Annotated in this window: 13 protein-coding genes; 4 read left to right on the plus strand and 9 right to left on the minus strand. The window is 63.3% G+C overall.

Annotated elements, in window-relative coordinates:
* Positions 1 to 53: 53 nt before the first annotated feature.
* From AB7951_RS06120 to putA, 3 genes are all read right to left on the minus strand, one after another.
* Positions 54 to 620: a fasciclin domain-containing protein gene (locus tag AB7951_RS06120; RefSeq protein ID WP_120291570.1), complete on the minus strand. Its 567-nt coding sequence runs from the start codon at positions 618 to 620 to the stop codon at positions 54 to 56.
* Positions 621 to 838: 218 nt separating this feature from the next.
* Complete coding sequence (locus AB7951_RS06125) at positions 839 to 2,044, minus strand: CoA transferase (RefSeq protein WP_120291568.1); 1,206 nt, start codon at positions 2,042 to 2,044, stop codon at positions 839 to 841.
* A gap of 278 nt (positions 2,045 to 2,322) precedes the next feature.
* A complete protein-coding gene (putA, locus tag AB7951_RS06130; RefSeq protein ID WP_120291566.1) occupies positions 2,323 to 5,325 on the minus strand; it encodes a bifunctional proline dehydrogenase/L-glutamate gamma-semialdehyde dehydrogenase PutA in 3,003 nt (1,000 codons plus the stop codon).
* A gap of 112 nt (positions 5,326 to 5,437) precedes the next feature.
* On the opposite strand from putA, the gene AB7951_RS06135 reads away from it, so the two are divergent.
* Both AB7951_RS06135 and AB7951_RS06140 read left to right on the plus strand, forming a co-directional pair.
* Positions 5,438 to 5,902 (plus strand): Lrp/AsnC ligand binding domain-containing protein, encoded by a 465-nt coding sequence (locus AB7951_RS06135; protein ID WP_068734214.1) that lies wholly within the window; start codon positions 5,438 to 5,440, stop codon positions 5,900 to 5,902.
* A gap of 140 nt (positions 5,903 to 6,042) precedes the next feature.
* The gene (locus AB7951_RS06140) at positions 6,043 to 6,651 is read left to right on the plus strand and encodes a hypothetical protein (RefSeq protein ID WP_439062678.1); all 609 of its coding nucleotides are present in this window, start codon (positions 6,043 to 6,045) and stop codon (positions 6,649 to 6,651) included.
* Between the two features lie 280 nt (positions 6,652 to 6,931).
* Here AB7951_RS06140 and AB7951_RS06145 read toward each other — a convergent pair whose 3' ends face one another.
* The 3 genes from AB7951_RS06145 to AB7951_RS06155 form a co-directional block, all read right to left on the minus strand.
* Positions 6,932 to 7,132 carry a cold-shock protein gene (locus tag AB7951_RS06145; protein ID WP_068734210.1) on the minus strand — a complete coding sequence of 67 codons (201 nt, stop codon included), beginning with the start codon at positions 7,130 to 7,132 and terminating at the stop codon, positions 6,932 to 6,934.
* Positions 7,133 to 7,454: 322 nt separating this feature from the next.
* Positions 7,455 to 7,700 (minus strand): hypothetical protein, encoded by a 246-nt coding sequence (locus tag AB7951_RS06150; RefSeq protein ID WP_068734241.1) that lies wholly within the window; start codon positions 7,698 to 7,700, stop codon positions 7,455 to 7,457.
* A gap of 166 nt (positions 7,701 to 7,866) precedes the next feature.
* Positions 7,867 to 9,627 carry an adenylate/guanylate cyclase domain-containing protein gene (locus AB7951_RS06155; protein ID WP_120291564.1) on the minus strand — a complete coding sequence of 587 codons (1,761 nt, stop codon included), beginning with the start codon at positions 9,625 to 9,627 and terminating at the stop codon, positions 7,867 to 7,869.
* A gap of 119 nt (positions 9,628 to 9,746) precedes the next feature.
* On the opposite strand from AB7951_RS06155, the gene AB7951_RS06160 reads away from it, so the two are divergent.
* Entirely contained in the window at positions 9,747 to 11,345 is a 1,599-nt protein-coding gene (locus tag AB7951_RS06160) for a glycosyltransferase family 39 protein (protein WP_120291562.1), read from the plus strand.
* Here AB7951_RS06160 and AB7951_RS06165 read toward each other — a convergent pair.
* Positions 11,327 to 12,070, minus strand: coding sequence for an ArsR/SmtB family transcription factor (locus AB7951_RS06165; RefSeq protein WP_199712102.1), 744 nt, complete (start codon positions 12,068 to 12,070; stop codon positions 11,327 to 11,329). The genes AB7951_RS06160 and AB7951_RS06165 overlap by 19 nt on opposite strands.
* Before the next feature lie 147 nt (positions 12,071 to 12,217).
* Here AB7951_RS06165 and AB7951_RS06170 point away from each other — a divergent pair, with 147 nt between their 5' ends.
* Positions 12,218 to 12,610, plus strand: coding sequence for a RidA family protein (locus AB7951_RS06170; protein ID WP_089265302.1), 393 nt, complete (start codon positions 12,218 to 12,220; stop codon positions 12,608 to 12,610).
* Between the two features lie 109 nt (positions 12,611 to 12,719).
* Here the strand turns inward: AB7951_RS06170 and AB7951_RS06175 are convergent, their stop codons facing one another.
* Both AB7951_RS06175 and AB7951_RS06180 read right to left on the minus strand, forming a co-directional pair.
* Complete coding sequence (locus tag AB7951_RS06175) at positions 12,720 to 13,748, minus strand: YcjF family protein (RefSeq protein ID WP_120291558.1); 1,029 nt, start codon at positions 13,746 to 13,748, stop codon at positions 12,720 to 12,722.
* Positions 13,745 to 15,208, minus strand: coding sequence for a YcjX family protein (locus AB7951_RS06180; protein ID WP_120291556.1), 1,464 nt, complete (start codon positions 15,206 to 15,208; stop codon positions 13,745 to 13,747). Before AB7951_RS06180 ends, AB7951_RS06175 begins: the two co-directional genes overlap by 4 nt.
* Positions 15,209 to 15,274: the final 66 nt, after the last annotated feature.

A 15,274-nucleotide genomic window follows, 5' to 3' on the forward strand; every position in this document is an offset into this window, starting at 1 on the left:
CCTACGGATAGGGAGAGGCGAGATGCGTCAATTCGGACTGTGCGTTGGAACGATCAGCCCGGCATCAGCACAGTATTGACGACGTGGATCACGCCGTTCGACTGGTTGACGTTCGGGATCGTCACGGTGGAGGCGCCACCCTTGGCATCGACGATCATGACCTTGCCGCCCGAACGCTTGACGGTGAGCTGTTCGCCTTCGACGGTGGTCAGCTTCTTGCCATCGGTGAGGTCGGCCGCCGAGAGCCGTCCGGGCACCACGTGATAGGTGAGGATCTTGGTGAGGGTCATCTTGTTCTCGGGCTGCACCAGCGTATTGACCGTGCCCTTCGGCAATTTGCCGAATGCGGCATTGGTCGGCGCGAAGACGGTAAACGGGCCGGGGCTGGCCAACGTATCGACGAGGCCGGCAGCCTTCACGGCGGCGACCAGCGTGGTGTGATCCTTCGAATTCACGGCGTTCTCGACGATGTTCTTCGACGGATACATCGCGGCGCCGCCCACCATGACGGTATTCTCACCCTTCATCATCTTGGCAGCAGCCGGCTCAAGGAAGCTCGCCGAAATCATCAGCGTGCTGAAAGCGGCAAATGACAGTAGTGCAATGCGCTTCTTGGACATGGTCGTCTCCCGGTTGATAGTGGCGTCGCCGGCGGGGAATCCGCAGACGTCGTGATCTCGTTGCCGCGCGACATGGCGAGTGCCTGTTGCGCTAACGAGACCAGCTACGCGTTTTAGGGGAGGCGGTTTCAGGTCGGCCTGTGACCACTTCGTGATCACAGGCCGCATCGCAATTTGAAACTCTTTCGCGCGGGCTGCGTAACCCGCGCCGTGCGCGACTATGCTACCGCGCCGGAAGCTCGCAATCGTGCGATATCGGCATCATTGAAGCCCGCAGCGCGCAGGATCTCGTCGCTGTGCTGGCCGATGGACGGCGGCAGATGCGGCTTGCGTTTGGTCTCGCCGCCAATCCAGATAGGGCTGTTGATGGTGAGGATGTCGGTTCCCTCGAACGGGATCAGCACGTCATTGTCCTTCATCTGCTGATCGTTCGGAATATCGTCGAGGATGCCGACGAAGCCGAACACGAGGCCGTTGCCGTCAAGTCGCTGGCGCCAGTCGGCGAGGTCGCGGGTCGCGAACACCTCGTCGAGGATCTTGATCAGTTCGACCGAGCGCGCATGGCGATCGGGTTTGGTTGCGAAGCGCGGATCGTCGCGCAGGTCCTCGCGGCCGAGGCATTTGGTGAAAGCCGGCCACTGCCGCTCCTCGGCGAGCAGCGACAGCATGATCCAGCGACCGTCGCGGCACCTGTAGTGGTTGGTGACGGCATTGAGTGCTTCCTCGCGCGAGCGGCGTTTCTCGAATTTGGCGCCGACAAGTTTGGCCTGCGCCAGTACGCTCGATGACCACACACCATTGGCCATCAGGTTGGATTTCACCTGGCAGCCCTTGCCGGTCTTCTCGCGCTTGTAAAGTGCGGTGACGATGGCGCCATAGAGCGCCATGGCGCAGGGGTGATCGCCCATGCCGGCGATCGAACGCGCCGGCGTGGTGTCCTCATCGGCGCGAACGAGGTCCATCATACCGGAGCGTGCCCACCAAGCGGTGGAGTCGAAGCCGGGCTTGTCGGCTTCCGCGCCCTTGTCGCCATAGCCGGTGAAGCAGGCATAGATCAGCCGCTCGTTCAGCGGTGTGATATCCTCATAGGCGATCTTCAGGCGCTTGCGCACCGGCGGCGGGAAATTGGTGATGAAGACATCTGCCTCGGCGATCAATTTGTAGAGCACCGCCTGGCCTTCCGGCTTCGCCAGATCGAGCGCGAGACTCTTCTTGTTCCGGCTCTCCATCATCCACGCATAGTTGTGCTCGCTCTTGGGATAACCGGGCAGGTTGGGCAGGTTGCGATAGGGGTCGCCGGCACCGGGCGGTTCGATCTTGATGACGTCGGCGCCGAAGTCGGACAGCACTGTGGCTGCGGCGGGCGCGGCGATGAAACTCGCGCAGTCCAGCACCTTCAGCCCTTTGAACAGACCGTCTTCCATGCGTCACTCCCGTCGCTTTTGTTCTGCGTGTTGTTCTTGCCGTCTGCCGGAATTTAATTCCATCTGGAATCCGGTGGCGCATTTGACCCATCTTCGATGGGTGATGCAACGGGCTCAGCTAACCCTCCCCTGGAGGGGGAGGGTCGCTGCGTGCATAGCGCGCAGCGGGGTGGGGTGAAGCAGCAAGCTCCGTCGTTGTGGCTTCACCCCACCCCGTCTCGCAACACGCGTCGCGTGCTGCTCACCGACCCTCCCCCTCCAGGGGAGGGTAAGAAGGATCAGTTTTGATCTGTCATCAATGCTGCATTGCCACCTGCGGCAGCCGTGTTGATCGTGACCGTCTGCTCGGTCGCGAAGCGGGCGAGGTAATGCGGGCCACCGGCTTTCGGGCCGGTGCCGGACAGGCCGAAGCCGCCGAAGGGTTGCACGCCCACCACAGCGCCGATCATGTTGCGGTTCACATAGACATTGCCGACCGGCAGGCGCGCAATTACGCGCTCAACCATATCGTCGATCCGCGAATGCACGCCGAGCGTGAGCCCGTAGCCGGTGTCGGCAATGTCCTGCAACACCTGGTCGAAGTCGGCAGCGCGGTAGCGCACCACATGCAGGATTGGACCGAACACTTCCTCGGTGAGCCCACGTGCGTTCGCGAGTTCGAAGATATGCGGCGCGACGAAGTTGCCTGCACGTGCTGTGCCCGCGAGATGCACGCGTGCTTCGGCCGTCATGCGCGCAATATGCGCATCGAGCTTTTGCTTTGCCTCGGTGTCGATCACCGGGCCGATATGGGTGGCGGCATCACGGGGATCGCCCAGCTTGAGTTCCCGGGCCGCGCCCACGATCATCTCGATCATGCGGTCGGCGACATCGTCCTGCACCAATAGCAGCCGCAACGCGGAGCAGCGCTGCCCGGCCGACCGGAACGCCGACATCACCACATCGTCGGCGACCTGTTCCGGCAGCGCGGTGGCATCGACGATCATCGCATTGATGCCGCCGGTCTCGGCGATCAGTGGCACGATCGGGCCATCCTTGGCGGCGATGGTGCGGTTGATGGATCGGGCCACCTCGGTCGAGCCGGTGAACACCACACCGGCGATGGCGGGATGCGCGACGAGCGCCGCCCCGATGCGGCCGTCGCCCAGGATCAGATGTAATGCTGACGTGGGCACACCCGCTTCATGAAGCAGGCATACGGCCCGTGCCGCGATGCGTGGCGTTTGTTCGGCCGGCTTGGCGACAACCGTGTTGCCCGCCATCAGCGCGGCGCTGACCTGGCCGAGAAAAATCGCCAGCGGAAAATTCCACGGCGAGATGGCGACGAAGACGCCACGGCCGCGCAGGCTCAACACGTTGCTCTCGCCGGTGGGCCCGGGCATCACCTCGCCCTCGCCGAATTGCTTGCGGCCCTGCGCGGCGTAGTAACGGCAGAAGTCGATGGCTTCGCGGACCTCCGACAGCGCATCATCAAGCGTCTTGCCGCCTTCCTGTTGCAGCAATGCGATGAAGGACGCGCGGCGCTGTTCCAGACGATCGGCGGCGTTGTCGAGGATCGCCGCGCGTTCATGTGCTGGGGTGTGGCTCCATGACGCAAAGCCTGCGCGCGCTGCCGTCACCGCGGCATTTGCCTGCTCGGCATTGGCATCAACGACCTCGTCCATGTCTGGCTTGCTGGCCGCAATCTCGGCCAGCAATTCATCCAATGGGGCGCGTTCGCCAAATTCGATGCCGTGTGAATTGGTCCGCTCGGGTCGATAGAGATCGGCCGGCAAAGGGATCTTCGGATGGTGCGCACCATTCGAAGAGCCGATGATCGCGGCAGGCCGCTTAAGCAGCGTCGCGACCGGCACGGCGTCATCTGCGGCGATCGCCACGAAGGACGAGTTCGCGCCATTCTCCAGCAGCCGTCGCACCAGATAGGCCAGCAGATCGCGATGGCTGCCGACCGGCGCATAGGTGCGCCAGCGGATCGCGGGATGATCCTTGCCGAGTTGCTCATAGAGCGCGTCGCCCATGCCGTGCAGGCGCTGGAATTCGTAGCCGCTGCTGGTGCCGGCCAGTTCCAGAATGGCCGCGACCGTCAGCGCGTTGTGCGTGGCGAACTGCGGAAAGATGCGCGGCCGCAAAGCCAGCAGCTTCTGTGCGCAGGAAATGTAGTTCAGGTCGGTCATCGCCTTGCGCGTGAACACCGGATAGCCAGCGAGGCCGCGTTCCTGCGCGCGCTTGATCTCGGTGTCCCAATAGGCGCCTTTCACGAGGCGCACCATCATCTTGCGATCGTGACGGCGCGCCAGCGCGTCGATGTGATCGATCACCGCTTCGGCGCGCTTCTGATAGGCCTGGATTGCAAGCCCGAAGCCATCCCAACCTGTCAGCGAGGGATCGGCAAAGGCCGCATCGATCACATCGAGCGAGAGTTCGAGCCGGTCGGCTTCTTCGGCGTCGACGGTGAAATTGAGGTCATAACTCTTCGCTTGCTGCGCCAGCGCGATCAGGCGCGGCACCAGTTCGCGCATCACGCGCTGATGGCTCACCGCCTCATAGCGCGGATGCAATGCCGAGAGTTTGACCGAGATACCCGGCCGGTCGGGCAGCGGGTTGTTGCCGGCGGCGTGGCCGATGGCCGAGATGGCCGAGGCATAGGAGTCGAAATAGCGCTGCGCGTCGTCCTTGGTGCGCGCGCCTTCGCCGAGCATGTCGAAGGAATAGCGCGCCGGACGCTCGGACGGTGCACGCGCGCGGGCCAGCGCTGCATCGATGGTTTCGCCGAGCACGAAGTGGCTGCCCATCAGCCGCATCGCCTGCCGCGTCGCCGTGCGCACTGCGGGCAGGCCGATCCGCTTCGCCAGCCGGCCCAGCGTTCCCGTTGGCGTCTCGCCGGGCTGGATCGCCCGCTGCGAGATGCCGAGCGCCCAGGCCGAGGCGTTGACCAGGAAGGCGCTGGATCTGGTCTCGTGATGGATGAAATCACCCTGGCCGAGCTTGTCCTCGATGAAGGCGTCGGCGGTGCGCGCGTCCGGCACCCGCAGCAGCGCCTCGGCCAGCACCATCAGCGCAAGGCCCTCTTTGGTGGAGAGCGCATATTCCCGCAGCATGTCCTCGACACCGCCGAAGCGGTCGTCCTTGGTGCGGATCGCGTCGATCAGGCGCGTGGCCGTTGCGTCGATCCGCGCGTCCTGGGCAGGCGTCATGGCTGCGTCGGCCAGAAGCCGGGCCGCTATGGTCCCATCATCCGGTGCATAGGGAGCGGTGAAGGGAGGCATGGAATCGGGCGACATAGGCGTTCCCTCGGATATCCTACAACCCTAATCCCGGTCTGCCCGTAGTTCGATAGGAAATATCGCAATTTTACCTTATATAATTCGGAAATGATCGTGCTATACACCCGATATGAGCGACATCGACAAGATTGACCGGAAAATCCTCGCCGTTCTGCAGGCTGACGGCCGAATCGCCAATGTCGAGCTGGCCGAGAAGGTCGGCCTGTCCCCGACCTCGATCGGCGAGCGGCTGAAGCGGCTGCAGCGCGACGGCTATATCGAGGGCTATGGCGCGCGGCTGAATCCGCAGATGCTCGGCCTTGGCCTCCTCGTGTTTGTAGAAGTTCTGCTCGACAAGACCACGCCCGATGTGTTCGAGCGCTTCGCCCGCGCGGTGCGGCTCGCGCCGGAAGTGCTGGAGTGCCACATGGTGGCCGGCGGTTTCGATTATCTGGTGAAGGCGCGCGTCGCCGACATGAGCGCCTATCGCCGTTTTCTCGGCGAAAGCCTGCTGGCACTTCCCGGCGTGCGCGAGAGCCGCACCTATGCCGTCATGGAAGAAGTGAAGCGCGACGCACCGCTGCCGGTGGGATAGCGAGCCGGGATAACGCCGCCGTTGTCTTGCCGTTGTCTTGGCAGCGTGGAGACCCTGCGTTAGGTTTCCGCGCGTTTCTCTCGGAGCAAATCATGCGGGCAGGCTACTTCAATCTTCGTGTCGCCGATTTTCGTATTCTGATGGCGGCAGGTGTCATCGCGCTGACCGGCCTGTTCTCGATGTCGCATGCGCGCGCGATCGAAATGTCCCGCGAGGTCAGCGATCTCTACACGTCGGTGTCGATCTACCCGCCATCCGCCGGTTCCATGACCATCTGCTATGGCTTCGTCTGCCGGCGTCGCCACGCCTTCGATTTCACGCCTGCCGACAGGGCTGCGCTCACCAAGCTTCTCGCCGCGGGCAAGGGGTCGGCCGTGGCGGAACGCGCCGCGGTGCAGAAGGCGGTGGTGTGGTGGGACCGCCGCGTCGGCCCGGTGCTCGGCACCGACAAGCGGATCGCCAATGCGGATTTCCGTTATTTCGACGACAAGCATAATTTCGATTGCTGGGACACGACGCGCAATGTCACCAGCCTGCTGTTGATCATCCAGGACTGGGGTTTGCTGAAGCATCACACGGTGGGCAATCCGCGCTATCGCGGCAATGCGCTGGTGCTGCAGACGCCGCACAATACCGCCGTGCTGCTGGACCGCGCGACAGGCACCGAATGGGCCGTCGACATGTGGACGCGCGGCTATGCACAGCTGCCGGACGTCAAGCCGGCCGATCAGTGGGTCAAGGAAAACTGAAGCAGGGAATGGAGGGCCGTCGCGTCGCTGAGGCGTGCGTCACGTCAACTGGCGGCTCTAAGGAGCGGACCTCGAAAGATCTCAGCTCGGGTTTTTGGAGTTAGGCTAGAGCGCACACCGCGGATCGAATTAGCGCAATCCTGCGTGAAACTGATTGCGTTGCAGGAGAGGTGCCCCTTTGGAGGAAACCGCTCGTGCCGAATGCGCTCTACATTGTTGAGGCGTGATCTGGAAAACTTCGGGGAAGCAGCCGGATCACACTGGTATCAAACCAGATGTATCAGACCTTGAGGTTCTCAGCCGAGGTCTTGCCGCGGTTGGCAACTTCCTCGAATTCAACGGTCTGTCCTTCGTTCAGTGTCGAAAGGCCAGCCTTCTCAACTGCCGAAATATGAACGAACACGTCCTTGCCGCCATTCGCCGGCTGGATGAATCCATAACCCTTCGTCGGGTTGAACCACTTCACAGTGCCTTTAGTCATCACGTCGTCTCCGCGGGATCAAAATCGATAACGAACTGCCGGTCCCCGCAAACCGGCATATCCGACATGCGCACGTTACCCGCGGATTGCCAAGCTTGATAGCTCAAACGGCGTGCAGAAATCGTCCAAACCGACCGTTATCTGTCCAATTTGCCGGGATTCGTCGCTATTCAGGATGTTTCCGACGCGGCGGAAGGTCGCAAAAGCAGAGTGCCAGGATCAGCCGCGATACGACCATGCGTTGTTATCTGCACGCGAGTGATATCGCTGCAATGCAAAACCCCGGCCGAGGTGGCCGGGGTTCGCAGCCCTCATGCGAGGATTAGTAGCAGACGTTAACCGTGCGCCAGCGCAGGCCGTAGGGCGTCATCACGCGGCGGCTCACATAGCATCCACCGCCGCCACCGACATAGCCGACGCCGAAAGTGGGGCCGTAGAAGCCGCCGCCATGGAAGTGGTGGTGATGGCCATGCCAGCCCCAGCCATGGGCCGATGCGGTGGACGGCGTGAGCGCCATCGCGCCGAGGGAAGCTGCTGCAACGAATGCGAGTGCGAGTTTGCGAAACATGGTCATTCTCCTTCAGTGATGCGCGAAGCGCTGGTTGCGGGATCTGTCTGTTCGATCCATCGCAAATTCGTCGCATCGATTTCGGAGCGGGTTCGAAGAAATTCTGTAGGAATTTTCTGAATGCTTGTTCAGGCAAGCAAAGCGTGTGCGCCCTGCAGGAACAGTGTTAAAGCGCGGAAACCATGTCGCTGGTAACGAGAGACGAAAGCAACTTCGCATCTGTGATCGTGCGTACATTCATCGGCGCGGCGCGACCGCGGATCGCGACGTCCTGTTGTGGCAGCGCGTCACCCGCGAGGCCTGCAGTGGTGCTTACTTCCTCGGAGATGATGACTTCGCAAGCGAGGCTCTTGGTCATGTCCTGCAGGCGCGCGGCGACATTGACCGCATCGCCGAGTGCGGTGAACACCATGTGATCGCGATAGCCGATATCGCCGACGATGACTTCGCCGCCGTGAATGCCGATGCCGAAACGCAGCGGCTGCGGCAGGTCATGGGCGAGGGCGCGATTGAGTTCGTCGATATTTTCGGCAATGAGCCGTGCAGCCTGCAGGGCCTGACGACACGCGGTCTGCGGATCGCAGGCGAGGCCGAACAGCGCCAGCTCGCCGTCGCCGATGAACTGATTGGGCTTGCCGCCGCTTGCGATCACAGCTCGCGAGACGGCGTCGAGAAAGCGGTTGACGATGAACACCGTGTCGTAAGGCAGCCGCTTCTCGGCGAGCATGGTGGAGCCGCGCATGTCGACGAACATGCAGACGAGATAACGCTCCTGGCCGATCCGCGCCGGCTGCGATGCGTGCGCATTCGCGCTGGTCACTTGCGGGGCGAACAGTTGAACGAAGGCCACATCAGTTGTCGGCCGCAACTGGCAGGCCAGCCGGACCGCGGGATCTGCAGCGCCGCCGATCCTGCTCAGCACGAAGGCTTCGCGCGCGGAAGGTGCCGGCAATGTCTCGACACCGCTGGTGACGCGAATGCGGCAGGTCGAACAGCGCGCGCGTCCGCCGCAGACGCTGGCATGCGGCACGCGATGACGTAGGCTCGCTTCCAGCACGCTGAGGCCGAGAGGGACGCGCAGCTTGCGACCGTCGCTATAGGACAGATTGATCATCCCGGCGCGGCGTTCGACGACCATGCGGATGGCCCGGGCCGCGAGCACGATACCAAGCAGCGCGAGATAGCCGATCAGGAGATCGTCGGTGATGTCGCCCAGTGTCTGCTGCTGTGGAGCGGTGCCCATCCGGTCCGGGCCGAAATTCTCGGCTTGCCATTGCGGCGATGCGAGCTTGGCCTCGACCTCACGCTTGCCCTGGAAGATGCCAAGCAGCGCCAGTGTCGGGATCAGCACGGCAGCCGACAGAAGATAGGGCGCGAGGCTCTTGAAATGGGCTTTCAGCCGCAGCCAGAAATACAATCCGATACAACCGTGTAGCCAGGAGACGACCACCACGAGATACATCGACCACGTCTTCGCGGGCGAGGTGATCCAGCCATAGAACACCTGAGGATAGCTGCGATTGATGTCGTACAGGTTTTCTCCCAGGCGGACGGCGACCACATGGCCGACGATGAGTGCCGGAATGCTGAGCCCGAGGACCAGTTGCAGCGGCTCGACGGCTCGCCAGCGGAATTGCCGGCGTTCGAACAGCGCCCAGATGCCGAGCACGCCATGGATCGTCACCGCCGAATAGAAGGTCACCGCGACCGGAAAGAACTGCCAGAAGCCGGCATGGATGACGACGCCGGTCTGCAACGCGTCGAGCGAGATATTGCCAAGCGCGTGATTCAGAAAATGGCTGAGCAGATAGGTGAACAGCACCAGTCCGCAGACCAGCCTGACCTGGCGCAGCCCGATGCCGCGCCACCACGCGGTGGCGGGGGTGGCCCCGGGCGGCCTGCCGACTGTCTTGAACGTCGCGTCCATGGCGAAATCCTACGGCGAGACGCGCTCCGATGCCATCCGGAGCGGCCTCCGGACAGACCTTATCCAGCAGTAAAGTCAACAAGTTGACAGCATGGCGAAGTCCGCCGAAAAGCTCGGCGATGACGTCTTTTCCCGACCCTTACCTCGATCGGAATGTCTCCCGCCGCGCCTTTTGGGTGATCGGTGCATTGCTGGTCGCGCTGACAGCGATGCGGCTGGTCTATGCCGGGCTGTTCGATCTACGCACTGACGAGGCCTATTACTGGACCTGGTCGAAGGAAAACGTGCTGTCGTTCCTCGACCATCCGCCGATGATCTCATGGTTCATCCGTGCGGGCACGCTGATCTTCGGCGACACGAATTTCGGCGCGCGTTTCGCCGGTATCGTGGCGATGGCGGTGACGCAATTGCTGCTCGCCGACATCGTCCGCCGCGTCACGCAGGATCTGCGCGCGGTGCTGCTGGCGGTGCTGATGTCGGAAGCGGCGCTGTATTACGGATTGCTGATGGCCAAGGTCGCGCCGGACGTGGCGCTGATTCCGTTCGCCATGGCGATGCTGTGGTCGCTGGTGCGGCTGGCCGAAAGCCACGACGGACGCTGGTGGCTCGCGGCCGGTGTCTTCGGCGGTCTCGCGCTGCTGTCGAAACTCACGGTGGTGATGTTCGTGCCGGGCATTCTCGCTTTCATGCTGGTGCCGGAATGGCGCGGGCGCTGGCTGCGCAGCCCGTATCCTTGGCTGGCCGTACTGATCGCACTGGTGATCTCGTCGCCGGTCCTGATCTGGAATGCCGGCCACGACTGGGCATCGTTCAGGTTCCAGTTCATCCGCGCCACCACGAACAACGAAGTGTCGCTGCGCACGCTCGGTGATTTTCTCGGCCTACAGTTCGGTCAGGTCGGCTTCATCCTGATGCCGGTCATTCTCTCCGCGGTTGTCGTCACGGCATGGCGTGGCTATCGCCGCCGTGAACCGGTCGCGATCCTGCTCGCCACCTGCGTATTGGTGCCGTTCTTTTTCTTTGCATGGAAGTCGCTGACCCTGCGTGTCGGCGATACCTGGCCGATGTTCCTGTGGCCTGCCGGGATCGCTGCGGCGGCGATCAATCTGACGAAACTGCCGGGCGACGGCTGGTCGCCGCGCATGGTGCGTGCCTCCTATGGCTGGAGCATCGCCGCCATCGCCACCGGCATTCCGCTGGTGGTGCTGGTCTTCCTCTATAGCGTGGCCGCGCCGTGGAACCTGATCGGCAAGAACGATCCGCTCGGCGGCGAGGGCGGCTATCAGGTGCTGGCCGACCGCGCACTGGCTGAGATGAAGAGCACCGGCGCCACCTGGATCGCGACGACCGACTACCGCACCTATGCGATGCTGCGCTGGCATCTGAAAGACAAGGTGCCGGTGGTGCAGGTCAACGAGCGCGCCAGATTTATCGGTTTTCGCGATCCCGGCATGGACAGAATTAAGGGGCTCACTGGACTCTACATCGCGCAGACCGCGGACAACCAGCGCCCGCTGCTGGCGACAACGAGTGCAGTGCTCACGCCTGTTGCCGAAGTCGATACCATGTGGCGCGGCACGGCCATGAAGCACTATGCGATCGACAAGCTCACGGGCTGGACGCCGGACCTGACGCCGAAGCCTGATACGCCGTTCTATCGCTGGCCGGCGCTGGCGGAGATGTCTGTGCCGTCACGCATTCAGCTGGCGGCGCGCTGACTGCTCTCTCCCGGCTGACGAGGGGAAAGGAGGCCGCGATTGGTGCATGCGACGTCCAGATCGATGCCAAATATATCTTTCAATTCAACCTTGCCGGCATCCGTTACTTTAAACGCGCGTGTCGCGCCCGTTCGAGCAACCCATCCGAGTTCCAGAAACCGCCGTTGCAGCTCGGCGCCGACCAGCCCACCCACATGATAGCGCCGCTCGCTCCAGTCCAGGCAGGCCCGGCAGAAGATGCGCTTGCTGCGGCGGTCGGTTTCAAGCCTGGCTCCGAAGTCACAGAGGAAGCGGTGGCCTGCGTCGGTAAGCACTCCGCCATCTGCACTCAAATGCATGTAATCTCGTTCGATCAGCGCGTCCGCGACCGCAACGCCCAACCGTCCGGCCATGTGATCGTAGCAACTGCGTGCAAGGCACAACGCTTCATCGCGGGCGGAACGCGGTCGATGCCTCGATGGCATTTCCAGGGCCGCGACGGCGATCATGCTTTCCAGCATCTGGGCCACGAGCGGTGATGTGATCCGATAGTAACGAAACCGCCCGCTCGGTGTCACCGATATCAATCGCGCGTTGAGCAGCTGAGCCAAATGTTCGCTCGCGGTGGGGCGGGATATCCGCGCCTGAAACGCCAGCTCGGTTGCCGTGAGCGCCTGACCTCCCATGAGTGCCGCAAGCATGGTCGCGCGCGCAGTGTCACCAACCAGCGCTGCGACTTCGACCATGTTTGCGGAGGCGACCATATCCCAGCGTAGCGGCTCGCCGGATATTCCGCCACTCCCGTCGGTTCGGCCGGTGCCGAACCAATTGGCCCGGCGCCAGCCGTCCCCCGGTGCGATGATGCGATCAATAGTGGCAGCCGGAGCGGAAACATGCAGGCACAGTTCATTCGCGTCGAACCGTTCTCATCCTATTTCGAGGCACGAAAGGTTCCTGTCGCGCCGGCCGTGCGCTATGGCGATCTCGTCTATGTCTCGCAATTGCCGCCCTATGATCCCGAGACCGGGGAGATCAGGCGCTTCCCGCTGGAGCGGCAGATCGAGATTGTCCTCGATCAGATGGCGCTGTGCCTTACGGCTGCGGGCTCATCGATCGACAGGGTGATCAAGTGCAATGTCTATTGCACGGGGGCCGATCAGTTCGAAACCATCAATCGGGTTTATGCGCGTTACTTCTCTGCGGATCCGCCGGCGCGCGGCTTTTTCATCGTTGCGGGATGGCATGGCCCGTTCGACGTTGAGGTCGACTGCGTGGCAGCGGTTTAGCAAGATCGTAGGATGGGTAGAGCGTCTTCGCGAAACCCATCACCCCAAACAAGACCGTGATGGGTTTCGCTTCGCTCTACCCATCCTACGATCACTGCGCCAAAATGAACTAATCCTCGCCGTCCCGCTTGCGCAGCAGATCCTTCGCGAGATCGCCAAGCTGCGGGCGTGGCAGCGCCGTGAATGGCAATGGCCGCGTCACATCGATGGCGGCGAGACCCAGGCGGGCAGTGAGCAGGCCATTGAGCATGCCTTCGCCGAGCCGCTGCGAGAGTTTCGCGGCGATGCCGTGGCCGAGCACCTGCTGGATCATGCTGTCACTGGCCGCCATGCCGCCGGTGATGGCGAGATGGCTGATGGCATGACGCATCAGCGTGATCATCCCGAGCGTCCCCGGGCGGCCGCCATAGAGTTTTGCGAGTTGGCGCACCAGCCGGATCGCCGCGGCGGCGACGAACAGCACATCGACCACCGCGCGCGGGCTGACGGCGGTCACCACCGAGACGCGCTGCGCGGCGACCGAGACGAGGCGGCGGGCTTCGATGTCGAGCGGGCTCATCAATTCACGCTCGGCCACGCGAATGAGATCGGCGCCGTCGATGATGTCATCGGCATGGCCCTGCAATGCGGTGCGTGCGCGGGCGAGGCGCGGATTTGTATGTGCGAGCTTCAGCAGGTCGGCGAGAACGGCGCGGCTTTCGGCATGGTCGTCGCTGGCGATCACGGCCAGCGCGCGGGCATGCAGCTTCTCGATGGTGGCGAGCCGCATCAGGCTCAGCGCTTCGCGGGTGATGATGGCGATCAGCGCGATGCTGACCAGCGCAGCGAAGCCGAGGCCGAGAAAGCCGAGGCCGTCATTGATGGCGAACAGGTCGCGGACCAGTTGCGTGACGCCGAGACCCGTACCGAGCAGCAAGAGGCCGCCGAGCCCGGTCCAGAACAGGGTGCCCCAGCGGAAGCCTGATCGCACGGGTCGTAGCGGCTCGTCGATGACGACGGGCATCGCCATCGGATCGGCCTCGGGCGTGATGCGGATAGTGCCGCGGGCGAGGTGGCCGGCGTCCTCGTCGGCGTCCATGACGGTGACGTGGGGATCGTCGAGCCGGAAGGTTGCCGGGCGGCGCGTACGGTCGGTCATTGCAGCCTGTCTCCGATCAGGAACTGGAGCGCGCGGTCGAGGCGGATGTGAGGCAGCGCCGGCTCCTCGCCGCCGTCGCGGGTGAGGAGCGGCGGGCGGAAGCGCAGGAAGCGATAGTCGGCCTTGTCGGCGGCATCTGTCGAGAGGCCCTTGAAGGAGCCACCGGCGAACAGCCCATCGAGATCGGTCGGCAGATCGCCGGGGAAGGTCGCGACTTCGGTCTCGCCGTCGAAGGTCTCGCCATTGGCGACCTCGCCGGCGGCCGGCGTGCCCAGGATTGACGGCAGTTTGTCGCGGCCGCGCTGCACCAGTGCTTCCTTGGTGGCGCGCACCGCGGCGATGGCGACGACGTCAACCGATGCACCGGCCAGTTCCGAGCGCGACACCGCCTTGGTCACGGTGCGCCGGAGCACATCCTCGAGCCGGTCATGGCTGAGGTGATGCAGATGATCGGCCTTGGTCGCCGCAAACAGGATGCGATCGACGCGCGGGCGGAACAGCGTGCTGAGGATCGTGCTGCGGCCGATGCGGAAGCAATCGAGAATGCCGGCCAGCGCCGCTTCGAGATCGTGCAGTGCTTCGGGTCCCGCGTTGAAGGCGGAGAGCGCATCGACGAGTACGATTTGCCGATCCAGCCTGGAGAAGTGATCGCGAAAGAATGGGCGGACGACCACATCCTTATAGGCTTCATAGCGCCGCTTCATCATCGCCCACAGCGAACCATCCGGTGCGCTGCCATCGCTGGCGACGTCGAGCGGGGCAAAGGTCAGTGCCGGCGAGCCCGCGAGATTGCCCGGCATCAGGAACCGGCCCGGCGGCAGCAGGCTCATGGCGAAGCGTTCGTCGCGGCAGGCGCGCAGATAGTCGGTGAAGAGCCTCGCTGCGATCAGCGTCGCCTGCTCGTTTTCCGGCGCATTGGGGTCGAGCGTCGTGAGATGTGCGTGAAAGGCCGTCGCCAGCGCCCTGCGCGGTCCTTGCCGCGACAGCGCAAGGCTCTCCGCGGACCATTCCTCATAGCTCTTGCTGAGCAGCGGCAGATCCAGCAGCCATTCGCCGGGATAGTCGACGATGTCGAGGGTCAGCGTGCGGTCGGCGCCGCTCGTGCGCTGATAGTCGATGACCAAACGCAGCTCGCTGATATCGGTGGTGGAGTTCGGCCAGCGGCGGTCGTCGATCAGCGTGCGCAGATGCTCTTCATAGGCGAACCGGGGAACGGCATCGTCGGGCTGCGGCGCGAGACGCGCCTTGGCGATGCGTCCGGTGGCGAGCGACTCGAAGACGGGAAAGCGTCCGCCGCGCGTCAGGCCATGCACCAGCGCGGTAATGAAGACCGTCTTGCCGGCGCGCGACAGGCCTGTGACCCCAAGCCGCACCGTGGGATTGAACAGACCATCGCCATAATCGAGCAATGCGCGCGCGGACAGCCGTGCTTCTTCGACGAGTTCGGACAGGCTGGGCATCGTGCGGGAAAGCTCATCATGGTGAACGTGAAAGGGTATTGGCCTGCCTTCAAAAATGGCGATTGT

Origin of the sequence: Tardiphaga sp. 285_C5_N1_2 (genome assembly GCF_052076065.1) — a bacterium.
Taxonomy (GTDB): Bacteria; Pseudomonadota; Alphaproteobacteria; order Rhizobiales; family Xanthobacteraceae; genus Tardiphaga; species Tardiphaga robiniae.

Bases quoted from the DNA above. Each gene is read 5' to 3' on its own strand.
- AB7951_RS06125 (WP_120291568.1), bottom strand. From the start codon at position 2,044: ATGGAAGACGGTCTGTTCAAAGGGCTGAAGGTGCTGGACTGCGCGAGT.
- AB7951_RS06150 (WP_068734241.1), bottom strand. From the start codon at position 7,700: ATGTTTCGCAAACTCGCACTCGCATTCGTTGCAGCAGCTTCCCTCGGC.
- AB7951_RS06160 (WP_120291562.1), top strand. From the start codon at position 9,747: ATGACGTCTTTTCCCGACCCTTACCTCGATCGGAATGTCTCCCGCCGC.
- AB7951_RS06120 (WP_120291570.1), bottom strand. From the start codon at position 620: ATGTCCAAGAAGCGCATTGCACTACTGTCATTTGCCGCTTTCAGCACG.
- AB7951_RS06175 (WP_120291558.1), bottom strand. From the start codon at position 13,748: ATGACCGACCGTACGCGCCGCCCGGCAACCTTCCGGCTCGACGATCCC.
- AB7951_RS06140 (WP_439062678.1), top strand. From the start codon at position 6,043: ATGGCGGCAGGTGTCATCGCGCTGACCGGCCTGTTCTCGATGTCGCAT.
- AB7951_RS06180 (WP_120291556.1), bottom strand. From the start codon at position 15,208: ATGCCCAGCCTGTCCGAACTCGTCGAAGAAGCACGGCTGTCCGCGCGC.
- AB7951_RS06135 (WP_068734214.1), top strand. From the start codon at position 5,438: ATGAGCGACATCGACAAGATTGACCGGAAAATCCTCGCCGTTCTGCAG.
- AB7951_RS06170 (WP_089265302.1), top strand. From the start codon at position 12,218: ATGCAGGCACAGTTCATTCGCGTCGAACCGTTCTCATCCTATTTCGAG.
- AB7951_RS06165 (WP_199712102.1), bottom strand. From the start codon at position 12,070: ATGGTCGAAGTCGCAGCGCTGGTTGGTGACACTGCGCGCGCGACCATG.
- AB7951_RS06155 (WP_120291564.1), bottom strand. From the start codon at position 9,627: ATGGACGCGACGTTCAAGACAGTCGGCAGGCCGCCCGGGGCCACCCCC.
- putA (WP_120291566.1), bottom strand. From the start codon at position 5,325: ATGTCGCCCGATTCCATGCCTCCCTTCACCGCTCCCTATGCACCGGAT.
- AB7951_RS06145 (WP_068734210.1), bottom strand. From the start codon at position 7,132: ATGACTAAAGGCACTGTGAAGTGGTTCAACCCGACGAAGGGTTATGGA.